Raw genomic sequence first — 21,170 nt, 5'->3', positions numbered from 1 at the left:
ACCGCGCAGACACGCACAAACACCGCGCATGGCACAGGCAGTATTAACGATTGATCTGGGTGCGATTTGCGCCAACTGGCGGGCACTCGCAGCTATGAACGCGGGCGAGACCGCCGCCGTGGTGAAGGCAAACGCCTATGGCCTCGGAGCGGCAACCGTATCCAGGGCACTGGCAGAAGAAGGCGCGCGCACGTTTTTCGTCGCTCAGGCCGAAGAAGGCGTGACCGTCCGCGAGGCACTTGGACCGGGCCCAACCATCTGCGTCTTTGGCGGCCATATGGAAGGCGATGCAGCGCTTCTGCGACAGGCCAATCTGGTCCCGATGATCAACTCCATCGACCAGATGCTGCGCCATGTCGAGGCCCTGCCCGGCCATCCGTTCGGTATCCAGCTCGACAGCGGCATGAACCGTCTGGGGATGGAACCCGCCGAATGGTCCGCCCTGCGCGACATTGCCCTGAGCCAGAACCCGGTTCTGGTGATGAGCCATCTGGCCTGCGCCGATGAGGCCGGACATGGAATGAACGAGTTCCAGCTCCAGACCTTTCGCCAGATGACCGACGGCCTCGATGTTCCGCGTTCTCTGTCAGCGACGGGCGGCACGCTGCTTGGCCCCGACTACCATTTTGACATGACGCGCCCGGGCATCGGTCTTTACGGCGGATTGCCTTTTGTCGATGCGCGGCCTGTCGTATCTCTTGCGATCCCGGTCATTCAGGTGCGCGACGTGAACCCCGGCGAATCCGTCGGTTACGGCAACAGCTGGGTCGCCCGCGTGCCCAGTCGGATCGCCACGATCTCGGCGGGCTATGCCGATGGCATCATCCGCGCCATGGGGCCGAAAGCCCACGTCTGGGCCGGTGAAACCCGCTGCAAGATCGTTGGTCGCATTTCCATGGACCTGATCGGTGTCGATGTCGGTCAGGTCAAGGACATGCCCGAAACGGTGGAACTGTTGGGGGCGCACCAATCGGTCGATACTCTAGCCGACGCCGCTGGCACCATCGGGTACGAAATCCTGACGTCGCTCGGCACCCGCTACGCCCGCCGCTACATCGACCGGTAACGGCAACAGGGTCATGAGCTTCTTCGAACCCTCCCCCGTCCTTCTGGCCTTCATCTTCGCCCAGCGCTTCCTGTTCTTCGAACTGCTGGGACTGCTGGCTGTGCTGCGGGTGATCGTCGGACGTGGCGCGGCGCGTCTGCCTGCGCTGGCAACCCTGCTGATCTGCGCGGCAGCCGTCTTTGCGACATTTGCACCGGCGCTGAACCTGCAAACCCTGCCGTTCTACGCCGACATCGCCCGCGTGCAGGCCATGGGCGGAGGCATGACCCTGCCAATCGTAGCCTCAAGCATCTTCGCGCTGAGTCTCCTCATACCGGCGCGCCGCTGGCGCTGGATCGATGTCGTGCATGTTTTCGGAGCGCTGGCCTTTCTCGGCCTTTGGGCCGCAACGCGTATCTGACGGATGCAGGTGCTCAGATGGATCAACCTCTCGCTGCTGGTGCTCTACCCGGTGGCCTGGGCCGCGCCGCTCATGCGCGCGGGGTTGCTGCCGCTCTTCGGACTGAGTGAAATCAGCGTTCTGACAGGGGTGCAGGCGCTCTGGGCCGAGGATATCTTTCTCGCCCTCGTCGTGACGCTCTTTGCGCTGGTCGCGCCTTATGTGAAGACCGTCGGCGTCGCGCTCGTCCAGTTCGGACTGCTCAGCCGCCGCACCCTGCCCGTTCTGGCGATACTGGGCAAACTGGCGATGGCCGACATCTTCCTGATCGCGCTGTATATCACCATCGTCAAAGGCATTGGCATCGGGCGCATCGAAACGGCCTGGGGGCTTTATCTTTTCACGGCCTGCATCGTGGCGTCTTTGCTCGTCATGATCGCAGAGCCGAAAGATACGGAAACAAACTCTGCCGATTGATCACTCTTCGGAAACAATGCCACATTTCCGCCTTGATTGATCACGCCTCGAGGGCGAGTCCGAAAAATCGTTAAAAAACAGTATGTCCTGAGACCAGTTCGGCATAAAGTTGCCGATGTTGCCAACAGTTTAGGTGGTTTTGGGGGTTTATCGATGATTGGTGCGATGCGCTCGCTCGTGGTTGCCACGGGGTGGCTGATGCAACGCCTGATGTTTGCGGCGGTGGCTGTTCTGGGGCTCGGCCTGCTGGCGTATACGATGGCCTGCGCCTTTGGTTACGCGCCGTGGCTGGACATGACCGCTACATTTGGGGGTGTCGCCTATCCGCAGGCCGGATGGGTGGTACAGATCGGGGTGACAGCTCTTCTGCTCGGTCTCATGGCATTCCTGCCCGCCAATGCGCGGATCATGGCGCTGGAGACCTCTCATCGGCGCTTTCACATTGGCATGGAGGACGTGGCCCGCGCCTATCGTGCCTCCCATGCCGCCGACCGGGATGGCGTGTTCAAACTGAAATCGGAATTTGATTCGGTCCGCGAACGCATGGCCTATCTCCGGGATCATCCGGATCTGGCGGAACTGGAACCCTCCGTTCTCGAGATCGCCAGCCAGATGAGTCACATCTCGCGCGATCTTGCGGACACATATTCAGACGGCAGCGTTGCGCGGGCCCGCGACTTCCTGATCCAGCGACAGCAGGAGATCGAGGAATTCAACACCCGCCTCGACGCCGCCAAGGCGACCGCCGCAGAAATGCGTGTCTGGATCGACCGGGTCGAACTCGAGGAAACCGTGGCGCAGGCCCAGTTGAGCCGTCTGAACGAAGAGCTGGCCGAACTTCTGCCCGAGCTGCACAGCGCTGAGGACACGCCACAGATCCCCGCGCGCAGGCCTCAATCCCTGCAAGAGCCGTCGGACCAGTGGGACGAACCGCCAGACCTGCCCGCCAATGACGACAATCGGATCGTGGCGCTTCTGGCGCGGCGCGCCGCCGAATAACCTGCCCTGCGCAACCGCCGCTTGCAGGCCCGCGCAGCTTGGGCCACAAGCGGCAGCATGGCGAAACCATCGGCGAATTTTGTCTGTCAGTCCTGCGGCAACACCACAACCAAGTGGTCGGGGCGCTGTGATCCCTGCGGCGAATGGAATTCGATCGTCGAAGAGGTGCCGCTGGCAACCGGCCCGGCAGCCAAGACGCTTGGCGCCTCCAAGGGCCGGTCCTTGCCCCTCAGCGACCTCTCGGGCACCGAAGCCCCGCCCCCCCGGACCACGTCGAACCTGACCGAACTGGACCGCGTACTGGGCGGCGGGCTTGTCCCCGCCTCTGCCCTGCTGGTCGGCGGCGACCCGGGCATCGGGAAATCGACACTCCTTCTGCAGGCAGCAGCGGCCTTCGCCAATGCGGGCCTCAAAGTGATCTACATCTCCGGCGAAGAAGCCAGCGCCCAGGTACGGATGCGCGCCGGTCGGCTGGGCCTGCGCGATGCTCCAGTGAAACTGGCAACAGAGACCAACCTGCGCGACATCCTGACGACGCTGGAAACCGAAAAGCCCGATCTCGCCATCATCGACTCGATCCAGACCATGTGGGCCGACAACGTGGCCTCGGCCCCCGGCAGCGTGGCGCAGGTGCGCGCCTCGGCACACGAGCTGACCAGCTTTGCCAAACGGCGCGGAACATCCGTGGTCATGGTCGGTCACGTCACCAAGGAAGGCCAGATCGCCGGTCCCCGCGTGGTCGAACACATGGTCGACACGGTGCTCTATTTCGAAGGCGAACGCGGCCACCAGTTCCGGATCCTGCGCGCGGTCAAGAACCGCTTCGGCCCGGCCGATGAAATCGGCGTGTTCGAAATGACAGGCGCAGGTCTGGCCGAGGTGGCGAACCCCTCTGCCCTGTTCCTGTCGGAACGCGGTGATCCCTCTCCCGGCTCTGCCGTTTTTGCCGGGATCGAAGGCACGCGTCCGGTTCTGGTCGAGTTTCAGGCCCTTGTCGCGCCCACTCCACACAGCCAGCCCCGCCGCACCGTGGTTGGATGGGATGGTGGCCGCCTTGCGATGATCCTTGCCGTTCTGGAAGCGCGCTGCGGGATTCCCTTTGCCGGTATGGATGTCTATCTCAATGTCGCAGGCGGCATGAAAGTCAGCGAACCCGCCGCCGACCTTGCCGTTGCCGCCGCGCTGCTCTCGGCGCGCGAAGACGTGGCCCTGCCCGCCGAAACCGTGGTATTCGGTGAAATCAGCCTCTCCGGCGCGCTGCGTCCGGTGGGTCAGACCGAAAACCGGTTGAAAGAGGCGGAAAAACTTGGTTTTACCGCCGCGATAGTGCCAAAGGGTGGAAATTCGGTGACCCGCGACGGGATTCGCACCACCGAGATCGACGCTTTGGCCAGCTTTGTTGGTGATGTGTTCGGCGCAGGTTAGCGCCATCCGATGGAAAAGAAGGGCCAGGACCGATGGAAGGGTTCACCATTATTGACGGCGTTGTGGCCGTCGTCATCGTTCTGTCTGCGCTTCTGGCCTATTCCCGCGGAGTTGTGCGCGAGGCCATGGCCATCCTCGGCTGGATCGCCGCCGCCGTACTGGGTTTCATGTTCGGCCCGCAGCTGCGCCCGCTCATGACGGAAATCCCGGTCATTGGCGAATTCATGACCGGCAGTTGCGAACTCAGCGTGATCGGAGGCTTCGCCGCCGTCTTCACCATCGCACTCGTCATCATGTCTTTCTTTACCCCGCTCTTTTCGACGCTGGTGCAGCGCTCTGCATTGGGTGGCCTCGATCAGGCCCTTGGGTTTCTCTTTGGCGTGGCGCGCGGCATCCTGCTCGTGGCAATCGCCTTCTTCGTCTACGAAGTGGTGATCACCTCGCAGGACATCGCCATGATCGATGACAGCCGTTCCGCCGTCGTGTTCGGCCGTTTCACCGGCCAGATCGAAGACCAGAACCCCGAACAGGCCCTGGGGTGGATCACCGCCCAGTACGAGGCGCTGGTCGGTGTCTGCGACGCTCCGGACGCAAACGACGCCTGATCACGTCAGAAACGCGTCGATCTCATCAAACAGAACGTCGAACGCCGGATCACGCGGCGAAATGAGATGGTTCGCCGTGTCCAGTTGCAGCAGCCGCGCATTCGGCAGATGCGCCGCGATCAGCTGGGCCTGGCTGAACGGATGAATACTATCCCGCGCCGCATGGGCAACCAGCACCGGCGCGCTGACATTCTTCAGAACCGCAACCTCGTCATAGCGCGAACAGCATTCCCGGATTTCGATCGCCCGCTCCGCACTTGCCGACGCCGCCTGTAGATCAAGGATTTCCGACAGTTCGTCTTCCGATGCGCTAGGCATGAACAGCGTTCCCAAAGACCGCAGATACCCGCTGTCCGGCTGCCCCCAGCCATTGCGGATCATCACACCAAGAGCTTCGGTCAGGGCCGAACCGGACGATGGTTCGCGGACCCGTGACCCCTGAATGAACGCCCCGACAGTGACAATCCGCCTGACGCGTTCCGGGTATCTCGCCGCAAAATGAAACGCGACAGCTGCGCTCTGCGACGAGGCGAGAATGTCGAATCGATCATGCCCTGCGGCATCCACAACCGTCTTGAGGTCCGTCACCGCATTGCCGACAGTGATCTCTCCACAGTCGCGCGATGACATGCCGGTTCCGCGCGGATCGTAGCGCACGAGGGTCCGCGCCTCTGACAGACGGGTGATCCAAGGACCCCAGATCGAACTGGTGAGATCCTTGTCGAGATGGGTCAGCCAGTGCCCCGCCCGCACAAGCGCCGGACCATCTCCGATCTCCGACCAAGCCAGAACCGTTCCGTCCTCGGACGCGCTCATGCGAACGACCTGCGACAGCGACCGCTCTGCACGGGCCGGTCGGCTCTGTCCGGAAACCGGCACCACCAAACGGATCCCGCAGCGCGCCACCGTCTGAATCACCTCCTGCCGCTGCCCGCTGTCGCCCACAGCCGAACGCGCCGCGCTGATCCGTGCGGAAATCGTCGCATCCGACACATGCCGGCCCTGCCAGATCCGTTCGACCAGCTGGTCATAGCTCAACAGATCGCCGCCGGACTCCACCAGCACATGCAGGAGGTCAAACACCTGTGGCTCAACGTGAACAGGCTCTCCGTCCCGTATGAGCGCATGGGCGTCGGTGTCGAGCACACATGTCGCAAAGGCGTATTTCATCCGATCATGCTGCGCGCTGTCCCACGGTTTCTCAAGACTTTTTCCGCGTCTCGGGCAAATCACCGGAAAATCCCAAAGGTCTCTAAAGACCTTCTTCAAGCGCACTCCAGCGGGCCATGTCACGATGACACCACAGATCGAAAGGAAACCCGACATGACCCGTTCCAACGACATCCGCTACCGCGCCGACGGTTCAATCGACACCGCTTTCTACATGGCGCGCGGCCGCCATCTGCGCAGCTGCAAGGCCCATGAATTGCTGGGATCGCCGGTAGACGACACCCGACGCGGACCGACCCGCCGGACCCCACCGCTCGGCTGATCCACGACCATTCGATTGTCCCGGGGCAATCGACGACCCGGTTTCCGAAAAACCGTTCCGGTTTCTCCGGTCTCCGGGTCATCTGAAAACCAAGGGGCGTTCCGGTCACAATGCCTTCAGATTTCCGCATCCTTGCGTGACAGCCGTGTAACAACCCCCTATGAGGAACCCGAACTCTGCTGCCACGGATTCGGAGTCCCGATTTGTCCGACACCCAGATGCCCCCCGCTCATCCGTTTGACGACGATAAGCTCAAGGAAGAATGCGGAATTTTCGGCGTTGTCGGTGTGACCGACGCGGCGAATTTCGTGGCGCTTGGTCTGCACGCGCTTCAGCATCGCGGTCAGGAAGCGGGCGGGATCGTCAGCTACCACCCCGACCACGGCTTCAACAGCGCCCGCCGCTTCGGCTATGTGCGCGACAATTTCACCAGCCAGAAGCTGATGGAAACCCTGCCCGGCGATCTCGCCATCGGCCATGTGCGCTACTCGACCGCCGGATCCAAAGGCCAGACCCAGATCCGCGACGTGCAGCCCTTCTTCGGCGAGTTTTCCATGGGGGGCGCGGCGATTGCCCATAACGGCAACATCACCAATGCCGAGGCCCTGCGCCGCGAACTGATCGACCGCGGCTCAATCTTCCAGAGCTCCAGCGACAGCGAATGCATCATCCATCTGATGGCCCGCTCGCTTCAGCGCAACATCCCCGAACGCATGGAAGACGCGCTGCGCCGCGTCGAAGGCGCGTTCTCGGTTGTGGCCATGACCCGCACCAAGCTGATCGGCGTCCGCGACCCGCTGGGCGTGCGTCCGCTGGTGCTCGGCAGGATCGGCGATGGCTGGGCGCTCAGCTCGGAAACCTGTGCGCTAGACATCATCGGCGCAGAATACGTGCGCGAGATCGATCCGGGCGAAATGGTGGTGATCACTGCCGACAAGGGTGTGGAATCGATCCGTCCCTTCCGCCCTCAGAAGTCGCGCTTCTGCATTTTCGAACATGTCTACTTCTCGCGCCCGGACAGCATCATCGGCGACCGCTCGGTCTATGAGACCCGCCGCCAGATCGGTGTGGAACTGGCCCGCGAAGCCCCGGTCGAGGCCGATCTGGTCTGCCCGGTGCCCGACAGCGGCACCCCTGCCGCCATCGGCTATGCCCACGAATCCGGCATTCCTTACGGCATGGGCATCATCCGCAACCAGTATATGGGCCGCACCTTCATCGAGCCGACCGAGCAGATCCGCAACATGGGTGTCCGCCTCAAGCTCAACGTCAACCGCGCGCTGATCAAGGGCAAGCGGGTGATCCTCGTCGATGACAGCGTGGTGCGCGGCACCACCAGCCGCAAGATCAAGGAAATGATCCTCGATGCCGGTGCCGCAGAGGTGCATTTCCGCATCGCCTCCCCACCCACCGCATGGCCCTGCTTCTACGGCGTGGACACGCCGCAGCGCGAAAAGCTGCTCGCGGCCACCATGTCGGAAGAGGAAATGCGCGACCATCTCGGTGTCGACAGCCTCAAGTTCATCTCGCTCGACGGCCTTTACCGCGCCGTTGGCGAAGCCTCGGGCCGCGACGCCAGGTCACCGCAGTATTGCGACGCCTGTTTCTCGGGCGAATACCCGGTGAAACCGTCGGACATGGTCGAAAAAGGCTTCCAGATGAAAGCCGCCGAGTAACCCTCGGCAACCATCCGCGCAGTCACGACGCGCCCCCTGTTCTTTGCCCGCAATCGCGCCCATGTGGCGGGTCAGCGAGACAACAGACCCGTGAGTCATGGCACAAGAAACCACCCCTCCCCAGGTTGCCCGACAGGCGACCGAAACCACCAATGACCTTGGCGGCGCCATCATCCTGCTCGGCACCTTCGGACCGCAGTCCGACCCTCAGGCCCTCCTCAAGCTGCGCGGCGGCAAAACGGAAACCGTGTCGCGCGGCGATACCGTGAACGGCCAGACCGTCGTCGCCATCGAAGAGGGCCGCGTCGCGCTGGCCCGGAGTGGCAATGCGCATTGGCTGACCATGCCCGCGCCCAACTCCTGATCTTCTCTGTTTCACAAATACCTCGGGGGAGTCGCGCGTGCGCGACGGGGGCAGCGCCCCCACCCCGGCCTCCAAAAAGAAAACCCCCGCCGATCTCTCGACGGGGGCTTTTTTACCGCTTGGTAAAATAGATCAGGCGTTGCGACCCGAAAGCACTTTCCACGCGCCGGTGACGAGCAGCGCGGCAATCACGGCCTTGATCGCGTCACCCAGAAGGAACGGTGCCATCCAGCCCGCCCAAAGCTCCGGCATGGTCTTGCCAAGCATCGCTGCCGGCCAGGCAAGGCCTGGGATGTAGATCATCGCCGACAGCGCGATGCCGACAAGCGCGGTGGACACCACGCCGCGTGCGATGCCTTTCTCAACCGCCAGACCGGCGAGCCAGGCCATCGCAACAAAGCCGTAGAGGAAGCCTGCGGTCGGCCCCACCAGGGATGCAACGGAGCCGCCATTGGCGAAGACGGGCAGACCCATCGCGCCGTAGCCCAGATACGCGATCATCGTCGCCAGCGCGAGGCGCGAGCCGAAGGTCAGCCCGACCATCAGGATCGCCAGCGTCTGCAGGGTGATCGGGACAGGCCAGCCGATGCTCACCTGCGCTGCCGCTGCGATGAAGGCTGCACCGCCGAGCGCGAGCAGCGCCTGACGGAATAATGTGGTCTTGCCCAAGGCGGCTTGCGTCAATGTCATGGCGATTGTCCCTCGTGTGACTGTCATTTGCCCTGTTAATTCTGCAAATGCAGCATTGAGTCAAGCACTGCCCCCTTGCGGGCGGAGCGACAAAAAGGCAAGTGACACGACATGACGGACACATCTCGCCCCCTCGCGCTGGTCACCGGCGCCTCCCGTGGTCTCGGCTTTGCATTGGCAGAGGCGCTGGCCGACACGCATCACATCATCGCCGTCGCGCGCACCGTGGGCGGGCTGGAAGAGCTGGATGACCGCATCCAGTCCAAGGGAGGCAGCGCCACGCTTGCGCCGATGGATGTCACCAAACCCGATGCGATGGCACAGCTCTGCCGCTCGGTGCATGACCGCTGGGGTCAGATCAGCCTCTGGGTCCATACCGCGATCCATGCCGGACCGCTCTCACCCGTGGATCACCTCGACCAGAAAGACTGGAAGAAATCGGTATCGATCAATCTCGATGCGATGTCCCACCTCGTGCCCTATATCGCGCCGCTGCTGAAACGCGAGGGCAGCGCGGTGTTCTTCGACGACCCGCATGGGGGAGAAAAGTTCTTCGGTCATTACGGCACCACGAAGGCTGCGCAGATCCACCTTGCGCGGTCCTGGCAGGCGGAAACCGCCTCGATTGGACCGAAGGTCAAAATCCTGACGCCCAAGCCGATGGCCACCCACGTCCGGGCGCGGTTCTTCCCGGGCGAAGACCGCAGCGCGCTGGCGCTGCCCGCCGACGAAGCGGCGCGGCTCCTGCCCGAAATCCTGGCCAATTGATCCGGGCAGGCGGATGCGTCCCCGCATCCGCGATTTTGCGTCAACGCAAAATCCACACCGCGTGAAAACCGGCGGAAGCTTGCCGCAGGGCGGGGCTTGGCCTATTCAGGACCAAAGCAAGGCAGAGCAGATGCGCATACTCATCACCAATGACGACGGGATCAACGCACCGGGCCTCAGGGTCCTCAGCGAGATTGCCGAACAACTGGCCGGACCGGGCGGCGAGGTCTGGACGGTCGCCCCCGCCTTTGAACAATCCGGCGTCGGACATTGCATCAGCTATACCCACCCGATGATGATCAGCGAAATGGGTCCGCGCCGGTATGCCGCCGAGGGCAGCCCGGCGGATTGCGTTCTGGCCGGTCTGCACGAGGTCCTGTCCGACACGCGTCCCGATCTGGTGCTCTCGGGCGTGAACCGGGGCAATAACTCGGCCGAGAACGCGCTCTACTCCGGCACGCTGGGCGGCGCCATGGAAGCCGCGCTTCAGGGCATCCCTGCAATTGCGCTCTCACAATACTATGGCCCCGACAATGCACAGGCGATTGACCCGTTCGAGGCCGCCCGCCTGCACGGGACCGAGGTGATCCGGCGGATTATCGCCCATGATCCGAAGGACCAGAACGGCGGCTACCGCCTGTTCTACAATGTGAACTTTCCGCCGGTCCCCGCTGCCGCCGTCAAAGGCACGCGGATCACGCCGCAGGGCATCCGTCAGGGCACCCGGTTTTCGGTCGAGCCGCACAATTCGCCTTCGGGCCGCCGGTTTCTCTGGATCAAGGGTGGCGACCAGCGTGCGCCCACGGCTCCCGGAAGCGATGCCTCGGAAAACCTCGCGGGCTTTATCAGCGTCACGCCGATGCGCGCCGACCTGACCGCCACCGACCAGCTGCGCGCCATGCAGGACGCCTTTCACTGATGGATGACGCGGAACGCAAGATGCAGTTCCTTTATGCCCTGCGGTCGCGTGGCGTGACCAACGCCGCCGTATTGACCGCGATGGAGCAGATCGACCGCGCGCCCTTTATTCGCGGCTATTTCGCCGAACGCGCCTATGAGGACATGCCGCTCCCCATCGCCTGCGGCCAGACGATCAGCCAGCCCTCCGTGGTGGGTCTGATGACGCAGGCGCTCGAGGTCACGCCGCGCGACACCGTGCTCGAAGTGGGCACCGGGTCGGGCTATCAGGCCGCGATCCTGAGCCAGCTGGCCCGACGGGTCTACACTGTGGACCGCCACCCCCGCCTCGTCCGCGAGGCGCGCGAGGTGTTCGACCAGCTTGGCCTGACGAATGTGACCGCCTTCACCGCCGATGGCAGTTTCGGACTGCCGGATCAGGCGCCGTTTGACCGCATCCTCGTCACCGCCGCCGCAGAAGATCCGCCGGGGCCGCTTCTGGCGCAGCTCAAGGTGGGGGGAATCATGGTTCTTCCCGTGGGTCAGTCGGATGCCGTACAGCATCTGATCCGGGTCCGGCGCACGGAAAGCGGGCTCGATTACGACGAATTGAGGCCGGTTCGGTTCGTCCCTCTGGTCGAAGGGGTGGCCCGCGACGGCTAAACCGGGCATACTGCGCCACATGACGACCGGGGCACAACCGGCGCATCTGAGGATATCGATATGGGCACTTGCACGATTTTTCGCGGTTCCGGTTTCCGAGTTGGCACCAGCCTGTCTCTTCTGGCTCTGCTGGCCGCCTGTTCCGAACCGCTCGATCTTGATCTGCGCGGCAAACTCAACGGTGGTTTCAACACCGCTGATGCCGCCCGCGCCGCAACGGCTCCGCGCCCGGATCCTGACAATCGCGGCGTGATTTCCTACCCCAATTACCAGGTCGCTGTCGCGCAGCGCGGCGACACGCTCGCCAAACTCGCAGCGCGCGTCGGCCTGCCCGCCGACGAACTGGCGCGCTACAACGGCATCCAGACCGGTGATCCGCTGCGCGCGGGCGAGATCATTGCCCTGCCCCGCCGCGTGACTGAACCGTCCCCGGCGACGGGCGCAATCAGCACCGGGCCGATCCGGCCCGCGTCCGAGATCGACATCACCACTCTGGCCAGCGATGCCATCGACCGCTCGGCCCCGACACCATCGACGCCCCGGCCAACCCCACAGACCGGCACCGAGCCGATCCGCCACCAGGTCAAGCGCGGCGAGACGGCGTTCACGATTTCCCGGCTCTACAACGTATCCGTACGGTCGTTGGCCGAATGGAACGGGCTCGACAGCAACTTCACCCTGCGCGAAGGCCAGTTCCTGCTGATCCCCGTGGTCACGCAGGCCGCGCCACCGGTCGAGGACACGCCCCGCCCGCCGGGAACCGGCTCCCCCACCCCCGAGCCGCCGTCTGCCTCGCAACCTCTGCCCGACGAAAACACGGCCCCGGCAGCCGCAGCCCCCTCTGCCCCCAGCGCACCCGTTGCCAATGTCGGCAGCCAGACCGCAGCAAGCGCCCCGGACGCTGCCATGTCCTTCCCGGTACAGGGCAGTATTATCAGGGAATACGCCAAGGGCCGGAACGACGGCATCGACATCGGCGCATCGGTGGGCACCACGGTCAAGGCTGCGGCCAGCGGCCAAGTGGCGGCGATCACCCGCAACACCGACGGGATCAACATTCTTGTGATCCGTCACCCGGACAACCTGCTGACGGTCTACACCCATGTGGACAACATCTCGGTCGGCAAGGGCGACGCGGTGAGCCGCGGTCAATCCATTGCGAAGGTGGCCGATTTCGATCCGGCTCGGGTGCATTTCGAAGTGCGCAAAGGCTTCGACAGCGTCGATCCGATGGAGTACCTGCGCTGAGCATCGCGGCCCCGCGCCTGTCTTCATCCACGCATTAACAAATCCTAAACGGGTGCCCGATTATTCTGCGAATAATCGCGGCCGTCGGCGGTAAGTGCTTTGCCAAGGCGCGGCAGGCGGGCCTTCTTCATCAGCTTGCGCAGATCCCACACCTCGCCGGACCGGCGGTTGGCTTCCTCATGCACCAATGCCACGGCACGGGCCACGGCGTCCGGCGCACTGGCATGGAGCCCGACAAGAAACGCATCCGGGTCGGATCGGGACAGCCCTTCTTCCGCCAGAATATTGCGCGGAAAATCCTTGGCATTGACCGTGATGATGACATCAGCATGACCTGCGATGGCCGCAGCCAGCACATGCACGTCATTGGCGTCCGGCAACCACAACCGGTCCAGCAGGCCCGCCTGTGGCGTGACCTTGGCGCGCGGCCAGCGGGCGGTGACCATGGCAATCTCGGCATCCGCCTGCACCTGACCGGCTGGCCCCAGCTTGGCCGCCGCACGGGACCATTCCCCGAGGATGCGCTCGGACCAGATCGGCTCGAACAGACCCTGCGCTGCAACGCCCAGCAACACTTCGCGCATCACCGTCGGATACAGAACGCAGGTGTCGAGGCAGACCTTCACAGCCGGAAGAACAGCGCTTTAAGGTATCCCGATTCTGCCAGCTGCGGCAGAAGCGGATGATCCGGCCCTGCCTGCCCGGTGTGGATCAGCTGCGCCCGACGCCCAGCCCGGCCGATGCCACGCAGACATGCGCCGGTGAAAGCCGACAGGTCTGCCGCGTGCGAACAGGAGCACAGAACGAGATACCCGTCCTCGGCCACCAGCGGCGCGGCCAGACGCGCCACCCGCTCATAGGCGCGCAGCCCTGCCTCTCGCGCTTTGTGGGAGGGCGCAAAGGCAGGCGGGTCGCAGACGACCAGATCGAACGTCGCAGTCTCTTCGCCAAGCGCGGTCAGAACTTCAAAGGCATCGCCCTTGGTGGTGGTCAGCTTGTCCGCCGCTCCCATCCGCGCGGCCCCTTGCTCAGCCAGATCGAGCGCGGCCTCAGACCCATCGACACACTGTGCCGACACCGCGCCTCCCGCCAGCGCGGCAAGGCCGAAGCCTCCGACATGGGAAAACACATCGAGCACCCGCGCATCCTGTGCCAGACCGGACGCAAAGGCATGGTTCGGGCGCTGGTCGAAGAACAGACCGGTCTTCTGGCCTCCCATCAGATCGGCCATGTAGGTGGCACCGTTCATCTCCACCGGAACCGGCGCCGACGGCGCGGCGCCCAGAAGCACCGCGTCAACATCGTCCAGCCCTTCAAGCGCGCGCCCGCGCCCGCCTGCATTCTTCAGGATCGTGGTCACACCCGTCACCTCGGCAAGCGCCGCCGCCAGGTCGGCCAGCAGGGCATCGGCCCACGCGGCGTTGGGCTGCACCACGGCAATGTCACCGAACCGGTCGATGATCACCCCGGGCAACCCATCCGCTTCCGCATGGACCAGACGATAGAACGGAGTCGGGAACAGCCGCTCCCGCAACGACAGAGCCTTGCGCAACCGAGCTGCAAACCACGCCTGATCCGGATGTGCCGCGTCGGGTCCGTCCAGCACGCGGCCGATGATCTTGGAGTTCGGGTTCACCCCGACAAGGGCCAGGGGACTGCGGTCCGCGTCCTCCAGCAGCGCGATCGTTCCCGGCGACATCGCACGGGTGCGGCGGTCGGTGACGACCTCGTTGGCATAGACCCAGGGATAGCCGCGCCGGATCGCCTGCGGCTTGGTCTTGGGTTTGAGTCGGAGAACGGGCAAAGGGGACGGTGTCATACCGCCCCCTTTACGCCCCTCGCTCCAAAGGGGAAAGCCCGATCGGTGATGTCATAGATCGTTGATCTGCTGCAAAAGCCCCAGCTTTGCCGTCACATGGCCACCCGGGCGCGTCAGCTCTTCGACGAACACCCGTTCAAGATGGGCAGTGATCCGCGCCTTCTGAGTGTCACCACGCCCCTCGGCGGCCATTGCCGCCTGTCCGGCCAACGCGTCGAGATCGGCATTGACCTCTTTGGTCGGCCCGATCTGCTGACCGGTGGCAATATCCACAAGCCGGTAGCGGAAATCGATATCGTGCACCCCGCCCACCGTGTAGCGCGCTTTCTCCGACAGCGCGTGGAACCGCAGAACCTGCACATCCATACGGACAGCCGTGGCACCGCTCACACGCGGCGTAGCCCGGCGCAGGCCCGCTTCGAAGATCGCTTTGACCTGGGCATGACGGTCACCACGCGGCTCGCCGCGCCAGACGATATCGCCACGCGGATAATACAGGTTGCGCTCATTGACCTTGAGCGAACGCGGCACCGACACGGTAAAACTCTCGACCCACACATCCGGCGGAGCCTGCCCCACCATCGTGTCGTCGGGCGTGGCAAACCGGCTGGCCGTCGGCGCACTGCCACAGGCGGTCAGCGAAAACGCCAGAATCACGCCAAGCAGCGTTTTTGTCAGGATACCCATTTTTGCCTCCTTCTCCGGGACGCGTGCTCTTGTCCTCACGGTACAACCTGCCCCGGCAAATCGACCGTATCTGGGCGAAAACGGTACAATTTACGGCAATTCTGCTGTTTTGCCGCCGCTGAGGTCTGGCACAGGGAGGGGTTTACTGTTAGCGCTAACTTCACTACATGACCCCTAAGGAAATGGCTGATCTTGCGCGGAGGCAAAATGGCACACTCGCTGAACGACACGATCAAACGGGTGACAGAGCGTGTTCAGGAACGCTCTGAGACCTCCCGCGGCCGTTACATGGACCGGATGCGCCAGGCCGCTGCGGAAGGCCCGCGTCGCGCCCATCTGAGCTGCGGAAACCAGGCCCATGCCTATGCGGCTATGGGTCAGGATCAGGACAAGCTGGCAACTGAACGCAGCCCGAATATCGGCATCGTCACCGCCTATAATGACATGCTGTCGGCGCACCAGCCGTTCGAGAAATACCCCGACATCATCCGCAACGCAGCCCGCGCTGCCGGTGGGACGGCACAGGTCGCAGGCGGCGTGCCCGCCATGTGCGACGGCGTCACACAGGGTCAGGTCGGGATGGAACTGTCGCTTTTCTCGCGCGACGTGATCGCGCTGGCCGCCGGGGTGGCGCTCAGCCACAACACGTTCGATTCCGCGCTCTATCTCGGTGTCTGCGACAAGATCGTGCCGGGCCTCGTGATTGCGGCTGGAACCTTCGGTTACCTGCCGGGCATCTTTATTCCCGCTGGCCCCATGCGCTCTGGTCTGCCGAACGATGAAAAGGCCAAAGTCCGCCAGAAATTCGCTGCCGGTGAAGTGGGCCGCGATGAGCTGATGAAGGCCGAAATGGCCTCTTACCACAGCCCCGGCACCTGCACTTTCTACGGCACCGCAAATTCCAACCAGATGCTGATGGAATTCATGGGCCTGCACCTGCCCGGCAGCAGCTTTGTCAATCCGGGCACCCCGCTGCGCGAAGCGCTGACAGTGGCAGGCACGGAACGCGCGCTCGAGATCACCCAGCTTGGCAACGACTACCGCCCAGTCTGCGACGTGCTCGATGAGAAAGCGTTTGTGAACGGCATCGTCGGCCTCATGGCCACAGGCGGCTCCACCAACCTTGTGCTGCACCTGCCCGCGATGGCACGGGCGGCGGGTGTGGAACTGCGGCTCGAGGATTTCGAAGACATCTCCTCGGTCACGCCGCTGATGGCCAAGGTCTATCCGAATGGTCTGGCCGATGTGAATCACTTCCACGCTGCGGGTGGTCTGGGCTTCATGATCGGCGAACTGCTCAAAAACGGTCTCTTGCACGAAGAGGTCAAAACCGTCGCCGGTGACGGGCTGCACCTTTATACGCAGGAACCCAAAGTTGCGGACGGGCGCGTGGTCTACGGCCCCGGCGCAGGCGAGACGCAGAACGACAGGATCCTCCGCCCCGCAAGCGATCCCTTCCAGCCCACGGGTGGCCTCAAGCAGCTTGCAGGCAATCTGGGCAAAGGCATGATGAAAACCTCGGCCGTCGCCCCGGAACGCCACGTGATCGAAGCCAAGGCCCGCGTGTTCCACGACCAGGAAGACGTGAAAACCGCGTTCAAAAACGGCGAGTTCACCGAAGACACCGTTGTGGTGGTCCGCTTCCAGGGCCCCAGCTCCAACGGAATGCCGGAACTGCACAGCCTGACCCCCACTCTCGCGGTGCTTCAGGATCGCGGGCTGAAGGTGGCTCTTGTCACCGACGGTCGCATGTCCGGCGCATCGGGCAAGGTGCCCTCGGCCATCCATGTCTCGCCCGAAGCGGCCAAGGGTGGCCCATTGGCGCGGGTGCGCGATGGTGATGTGCTGCGTGTCGATGCCGTCAGTGGCAAGATCGACTGTCTGGCGGAAGATTTCGACCAGCGCGAACCGGCGACAGCCGATCTGAGCGGCAATGGTCACGGTGTCGGGCGCGAGCTTTTTGCAGCCTTCCGCGAAAACGTGGGATTGGCAGAATTCGGCGCGGGTGTCGTTGTTTAACGCATCACATCAAGACAGCGCCACAAGCAACAGGAAAACAATATGATTACGCCTCTTCAAGCCAGTGTCAAAAGCGAAAAACTCTGCCGCCTTGCGCCGATCATCCCCGTGCTGGTGGTGGACGATGCGAGCGTCGCCCGTCCCCTGGCAGAAGCGCTTGTTGCGGGGGGCTTGCCGGTGCTCGAAGTCACCCTGCGCACCGAAGCGGCGCTGGACGTGATCCGCGAAATGGCGCAGGTCGAAGGCGGCGTCGTGGGGGCTGGCACCCTGCTCACCCCTGAGGACGTACAGAACGCTGTTGCCGCTGGTGCCTGGTTCGGGGTGTCACCCGGCGCCACCGACCGGTTGCTCGACGCCTGCGAGGCGGCGGACCTGCCGCTCCTGCCGGGGGCAGCGACCGCGTCGGAGGCGATGGCACTGCTTGAGCGCGGCTACACCGTGCAGAAATTCTTTCCCGCCGAAGCCAATGGCGGCGCGCCCGCGCTCAAGGCCATCGGCGCACCGATCCCGCAGGTCCGGTTCTGCCCGACCGGCGGCGTTTCGATGAAGAACGCGCCGGACTACCTTGGTCTGTCCAACGTGCTGTGCTGCGGCGGCAGCTGGGTGGCACCCAAGGATCTGGTGGCCAAAGGCGACTGGAAAGCCATCGAAGAACTGGCGCGCGAAGCCGCACAGCTGTCGCGGTAAGTCCCGGGAAGCGCACGATCCATTCCGTGTTTGTTAACCAAGCGCGCCGAGTGTCCTGCACATCGGATCCGAGACCCGTTCCGTCTTTTGGCGGAACACCCCAGGCGACTACCCTCTCTCTACGGACGCTTAATGTGCGTTCAGACCATGAGAGACGCGTCTCAACAGGCCCTTCGGGGTACAGGTTCGGAGCCTCATGGGCTCTGCACGGGGGAGAGGATGTCCACCCAACTCAGGTGACGTCACCTCTTTTTTCGGAAACAGCTTCGGGACCCGACCCGAGGAACACACGATGTATCGCATGAACGCGTGCCCAGCCAAAGGCAACGCGCGGTTGCACCTGCGCACCCCAAGCACCTCGTGCAGCCCATGGCGAAGGCGCGATGTCTTCACAGAGCCCTATTTGACCGGCGCTGCAAGACGCACGATTGGCTGCTTTCTGTCAGTGTTTGTCGCTGGTGCGTAAACGGCTCATTGTGACGGGTGTGATCCCCAAAAAGGATGCAATCAGCATATGGGGAAAGATGTCTTCATAGCCGGGGAATGCCTGGCGAAACCAAGTGAGCCGCTCAGCCCCTTTAAGAGCGGCGAGGCACCACTCTCGATCTACCTTGCGGCTGAGCGCGTCCCGCAGAACCCCATTGGCCCAATTTCGGATGGGTTCCGATGAAATCATCCGATTTGAAAGTAGATCACTGTCGATCCTTGCAAGCAGGGCATCGGTCGTTGCCGCAATAGACACGAGCGAGACACCGTCGCGCGTTCGAGCGATATTCGGGGTGATAACGCAGGGACCCACATAGAACCCGACGCAGACTTCTTTGCCGTCTTGGTCACAAATACTGCTCACCAAGCACCCTTCCAACAGAACGAATTCGTCTGTTTCGGGCTGTTCCTGCCGGGTAAGGTGCGCCCCCTTGTCCAAACGCATTCGTTTCCAATCAGACGCAAAATCCTCCGCGCAAGCCATATCTGACAGGTCGGGAGACTGCATCAGAAACGTCCGTAAATCCATCCGAGCGTGCCTTATCAAATGATAATGCGGGTAACCGCGTCTGAGGGCATGTGTGGCACGGATCAAGGAGTTTACAAAATGACGAACAGAAATCTGTCAAAACATATTGGAAAAGTTGCGGTTGTCTCAGGGCTGATAGGTGCATCAGTCTATTTTCTGATGATCAATGTCACGCTCGCCCATATCGAAGCGGCCTCAGGGCACGTCCCATTCGACATGCGTCCTTTCGGCTATGACCCCGCAGAGGCGGCGACGCTTCTCGAAGCGTTGGGAGTGGAAGGGCGCGCGTATTATCTCAGTCACCAGATCGCTTTGGACACAGTTTATCCATTCATGCTCGCGTTGACTTTAATCGCAACGATCTGCTGGTTTGGGCAAAGCATGCCAAACAGAATACTTGTCCACTTCGGCATTGCCTTTTCGGTTGGCAGTGCTCTGTTCGATTATGTCGAGAACCTTGGTATCGCGGCCATGATTTGGAGCTGGCCAGAGATTTCCGTGCCACTGGTTTATGCCACGAGTTCAGCCACAATTCTTAAATCCGCTTTAACAACCGTGGCTGTGCTGCTGACGCTTCTGGTAGGGTTTAACCGGACACGTCTCTCTGAAGCGGACGTTCGTCCATAATTGGAGAATGGCGGCTTTGTTTGGATGTTGTTGAAAAACTCTGCTTGAGCGTTGCGTGATCGGCTGATTCACTTGCCCTGAGGCAAGGGAGATCTGGCGATGATGGGACCGAAGCAGGTTGCTCAGAGGGCTTTGTTCTACGAGTTCAGCATTGAGGATCACGTTCCTGCTGATCACCTGTTGCGGTCGATCGACCGGTTTGTCGAGCTTGGTGACATGCGTGAGCATCTCGCGCCGTTCTACAGTTCGACGGGGCGACCCTCGGTCGATCCCGAGTTGATGATCCGTATGCTGATCGTCGGCTACGCCTTTGGCATCCGGTCTGAGCGGCGGCTCTGTGAAGAGGTGCATCTGAACCTTGCGTATCGCTGGTTCTGTCGTCTCGATCTGACGGACGCAGTGCCCGATCACTCCACCTTTTCTAAGAACCGACACGGACGTTTCCGGGACAGCAACCTCTTCCGGCATCTGTTCGAGCAGGTACTGGCGCGCTGCATTGCCGAGGGACTGGTCGGCGGCGAGAGCTTTGGAGCAGATGCTTCGCTCATCAAGGCTGATGCCAGCCGTTATACGAAGGTGGACTTCTCGGGCTGGTCTGCAGCAGATGCGGTAAACCGGGCGACGCAGGAATACCTCGACACGCTCGATGATGCGGCCTTCGGCGCGGCGACACCGGTAAAGCCGAAGGCGATCTCGCCCGCCGACCCGGCCGCGCGATTGACTGGCGCCAACGGAGACAGGCCCTTCTTTGCGTACAGCACCAACTACCTCGTCGATCTGGACCATGCGATCATCGTGGATGTCGAAGCGACTGCGCCGATACGGCAGGCGGAAGTTGGTGCCGTGCGCGACATGCTGGTGAGAACACAGGATCGTTTCGACCTACACCCATGGCTGCTGGCCGCAGACACGGCCTATGGTGCGGCGGAGATGCTTGGCTGGCTTGTGAAAGAGCAAGGCATCGAACCCCACATCCCGGTCTTCGACAAGTCCGAGCGCAAGGACGGCGCCTTTCCTGCCACCGAGTTCAACTATGATCCCGACATCGATGCATACAAATGTCCCGGCGGTAAGGAACTGAAGCCGTACTGGCGAAACATCTCAAAGGGGCGCCCGGCGTTCGGCAAGGATGGCTTCAAGAAATACTACGCCCGGAAACAGGATTGCGCGGCGTGTCAGCTGAAGCCCCGATGCACGCCGAAACAGGTGACACGGAAGATCGCCCGATCCAGGCATGAAGACGCCCGCCAAAAAGCACGGGATATCGCGAAGACAGATGCCTATGTCGCCTCCAGCTACGCGAGAAAGAAGGTAGAGATGCTCTTCGCCCACCTCAAACGCATTATCGGCCTCGACCGCCTCCGCCTTAGAGGACCAAACGGCGCCAAGGACGAGTTCCACCTCGCAGCAACAGTCCAGAACCTCCGCAAACTTGCCAAGCTCAGACAAATTCCGGTGTGAAGAGCCTGGCAGAAACCGTTCGACCATCAATTCAAACGAAATCCCCGGTCGACTTTTTCAACAGCATCTTTGCATTGCCGTCATTCCATAGCCACCAAAATTGCGA

General features: G+C 62.6%; 23 protein-coding genes. 17 read left to right on the top strand and 6 right to left on the bottom strand.

What is annotated here, in order from left to right; all coding sequences use genetic code 11:
- Positions 1-28: 28 nt before the first annotated feature.
- The 6 genes from alr (at position 29) to MGEO_RS11055 (ending at position 4,951) form a co-directional block, all read left to right on the top strand.
- Positions 29-1,066: an alanine racemase gene (gene alr / locus MGEO_RS11080; protein ID WP_085637265.1), complete on the top strand. Its 1,038-nt coding sequence runs from the start codon at positions 29-31 to the stop codon at positions 1,064-1,066.
- Between the two features lie 13 nt (positions 1,067-1,079).
- Positions 1,080-1,466, top strand: a complete 387-nt coding sequence (locus MGEO_RS11075; RefSeq protein WP_085637263.1) for a hypothetical protein — start codon at positions 1,080-1,082, stop codon at positions 1,464-1,466.
- A 3-nt stretch (positions 1,467-1,469) separates the two neighbouring features.
- Positions 1,470-1,922 (top strand): paraquat-inducible protein A, encoded by a 453-nt coding sequence (locus tag MGEO_RS11070; protein ID WP_085637260.1) that lies wholly within the window; start codon positions 1,470-1,472, stop codon positions 1,920-1,922.
- Positions 1,923-2,075: 153 nt separating this feature from the next.
- Positions 2,076-2,921, top strand: a complete 846-nt coding sequence (locus MGEO_RS11065; protein WP_085637257.1) for a DNA repair protein — start codon at positions 2,076-2,078, stop codon at positions 2,919-2,921.
- 57 nt (positions 2,922-2,978) lie between these two features.
- Complete coding sequence (radA, locus tag MGEO_RS11060) at positions 2,979-4,346, top strand: DNA repair protein RadA (protein WP_085637254.1); 1,368 nt, start codon at positions 2,979-2,981, stop codon at positions 4,344-4,346.
- Positions 4,347-4,378: 32 nt separating this feature from the next.
- Complete coding sequence (locus tag MGEO_RS11055) at positions 4,379-4,951, top strand: CvpA family protein (RefSeq protein WP_085637251.1); 573 nt, start codon at positions 4,379-4,381, stop codon at positions 4,949-4,951.
- Here MGEO_RS11055 and MGEO_RS11050 read toward each other — a convergent pair whose 3' ends face one another.
- A complete protein-coding gene (locus tag MGEO_RS11050; protein ID WP_158091010.1) occupies positions 4,952-6,121 on the bottom strand; it encodes an alpha/beta fold hydrolase in 1,170 nt (389 codons plus the stop codon).
- A 154-nt stretch (positions 6,122-6,275) separates the two neighbouring features.
- Here MGEO_RS11050 and MGEO_RS21395 point away from each other — a divergent pair, with 154 nt between their 5' ends.
- The 3 genes from MGEO_RS21395 (at position 6,276) to MGEO_RS11040 (ending at position 8,483) form a co-directional block, all read left to right on the top strand.
- On the top strand, positions 6,276-6,443 hold the full coding sequence (locus MGEO_RS21395; RefSeq protein WP_158091009.1) for a hypothetical protein: 168 nt from the start codon (positions 6,276-6,278) through the stop codon (positions 6,441-6,443).
- Positions 6,444-6,661: 218 nt separating this feature from the next.
- The gene (purF, locus tag MGEO_RS11045) at positions 6,662-8,119 is read left to right on the top strand and encodes an amidophosphoribosyltransferase (RefSeq protein WP_085637245.1); all 1,458 of its coding nucleotides are present in this window, start codon (positions 6,662-6,664) and stop codon (positions 8,117-8,119) included.
- 97 nt (positions 8,120-8,216) lie between these two features.
- Complete coding sequence (locus MGEO_RS11040) at positions 8,217-8,483, top strand: amidophosphoribosyltransferase (protein ID WP_233139845.1); 267 nt, start codon at positions 8,217-8,219, stop codon at positions 8,481-8,483.
- A gap of 132 nt (positions 8,484-8,615) precedes the next feature.
- Here MGEO_RS11040 and MGEO_RS11035 read toward each other — a convergent pair whose 3' ends face one another.
- Positions 8,616-9,200 carry a biotin transporter BioY gene (locus MGEO_RS11035; protein ID WP_085637242.1) on the bottom strand — a complete coding sequence of 195 codons (585 nt, stop codon included), beginning with the start codon at positions 9,198-9,200 and terminating at the stop codon, positions 8,616-8,618.
- An 84-nt stretch (positions 9,201-9,284) separates the two neighbouring features.
- Between MGEO_RS11035 and MGEO_RS11030 the strand changes: the two genes are divergently transcribed.
- From MGEO_RS11030 to MGEO_RS11015, 4 genes are all read left to right on the top strand, one after another.
- Positions 9,285-9,941, top strand: a complete 657-nt coding sequence (locus MGEO_RS11030) for an SDR family NAD(P)-dependent oxidoreductase (protein WP_085637239.1) — start codon at positions 9,285-9,287, stop codon at positions 9,939-9,941.
- A gap of 130 nt (positions 9,942-10,071) precedes the next feature.
- On the top strand, positions 10,072-10,860 hold the full coding sequence (surE, locus tag MGEO_RS11025) for a 5'/3'-nucleotidase SurE (RefSeq protein ID WP_085637454.1): 789 nt from the start codon (positions 10,072-10,074) through the stop codon (positions 10,858-10,860).
- Entirely contained in the window at positions 10,860-11,501 is a 642-nt protein-coding gene (locus MGEO_RS11020) for a protein-L-isoaspartate(D-aspartate) O-methyltransferase (protein WP_085637236.1), read from the top strand. Before surE ends, MGEO_RS11020 begins: the two co-directional genes overlap by 1 nt.
- Positions 11,502-11,561: 60 nt before the next feature.
- On the top strand, positions 11,562-12,749 hold the full coding sequence (locus tag MGEO_RS11015; protein ID WP_085637233.1) for a LysM peptidoglycan-binding domain-containing protein: 1,188 nt from the start codon (positions 11,562-11,564) through the stop codon (positions 12,747-12,749).
- A 44-nt stretch (positions 12,750-12,793) separates the two neighbouring features.
- On the opposite strand, the gene MGEO_RS11010 is transcribed toward MGEO_RS11015, so the two are convergent.
- From MGEO_RS11010 to MGEO_RS11000, 3 genes are read right to left on the bottom strand one after another with little or no spacing between them, the layout of a single operon-like run.
- Positions 12,794-13,375, bottom strand: coding sequence for an RSP_2648 family PIN domain-containing protein (locus MGEO_RS11010; protein WP_085637230.1), 582 nt, complete (start codon positions 13,373-13,375; stop codon positions 12,794-12,796).
- A complete protein-coding gene (locus MGEO_RS11005; RefSeq protein ID WP_085637227.1) occupies positions 13,372-14,568 on the bottom strand; it encodes an RSP_2647 family RNA methyltransferase in 1,197 nt (398 codons plus the stop codon). Before MGEO_RS11005 ends, MGEO_RS11010 begins: the two co-directional genes overlap by 4 nt.
- Positions 14,569-14,619: 51 nt before the next feature.
- On the bottom strand, positions 14,620-15,255 hold the full coding sequence (locus tag MGEO_RS11000) for a DUF6778 family protein (protein ID WP_106299179.1): 636 nt from the start codon (positions 15,253-15,255) through the stop codon (positions 14,620-14,622).
- A gap of 207 nt (positions 15,256-15,462) precedes the next feature.
- Between MGEO_RS11000 and edd the strand changes: the two genes are divergently transcribed.
- Complete coding sequence (gene edd, locus MGEO_RS10995; protein ID WP_085637224.1) at positions 15,463-17,274, top strand: phosphogluconate dehydratase; 1,812 nt, start codon at positions 15,463-15,465, stop codon at positions 17,272-17,274.
- 42 nt (positions 17,275-17,316) lie between these two features.
- A complete protein-coding gene (locus tag MGEO_RS10990; protein WP_085637221.1) occupies positions 17,317-17,961 on the top strand; it encodes a bifunctional 4-hydroxy-2-oxoglutarate aldolase/2-dehydro-3-deoxy-phosphogluconate aldolase in 645 nt (214 codons plus the stop codon).
- Between the two features lie 442 nt (positions 17,962-18,403).
- Here the strand turns inward: MGEO_RS10990 and MGEO_RS10985 are convergent, their stop codons facing one another.
- Positions 18,404-18,976 (bottom strand): Crp/Fnr family transcriptional regulator, encoded by a 573-nt coding sequence (locus MGEO_RS10985; protein ID WP_085637218.1) that lies wholly within the window; start codon positions 18,974-18,976, stop codon positions 18,404-18,406.
- A 78-nt stretch (positions 18,977-19,054) separates the two neighbouring features.
- On the opposite strand from MGEO_RS10985, the gene MGEO_RS10980 reads away from it, so the two are divergent.
- Together MGEO_RS10980 and MGEO_RS10975 are read left to right on the top strand one after the other, a co-directional pair.
- Complete coding sequence (locus MGEO_RS10980) at positions 19,055-19,603, top strand: hypothetical protein (RefSeq protein WP_085637215.1); 549 nt, start codon at positions 19,055-19,057, stop codon at positions 19,601-19,603.
- 99 nt (positions 19,604-19,702) lie between these two features.
- Positions 19,703-21,064 carry a transposase gene (locus MGEO_RS10975; protein WP_085637212.1) on the top strand — a complete coding sequence of 454 codons (1,362 nt, stop codon included), beginning with the start codon at positions 19,703-19,705 and terminating at the stop codon, positions 21,062-21,064.
- The last annotated feature ends 106 nt before the right edge of the window (positions 21,065-21,170 follow it).

It is taken from the genome of Marivita geojedonensis, assembly GCF_002115805.1.
Classification (GTDB): Bacteria; Pseudomonadota; Alphaproteobacteria; order Rhodobacterales; family Rhodobacteraceae; genus Marivita; species Marivita geojedonensis.
This window is presented reverse-complemented; position numbering and strand designations above follow the sequence as displayed.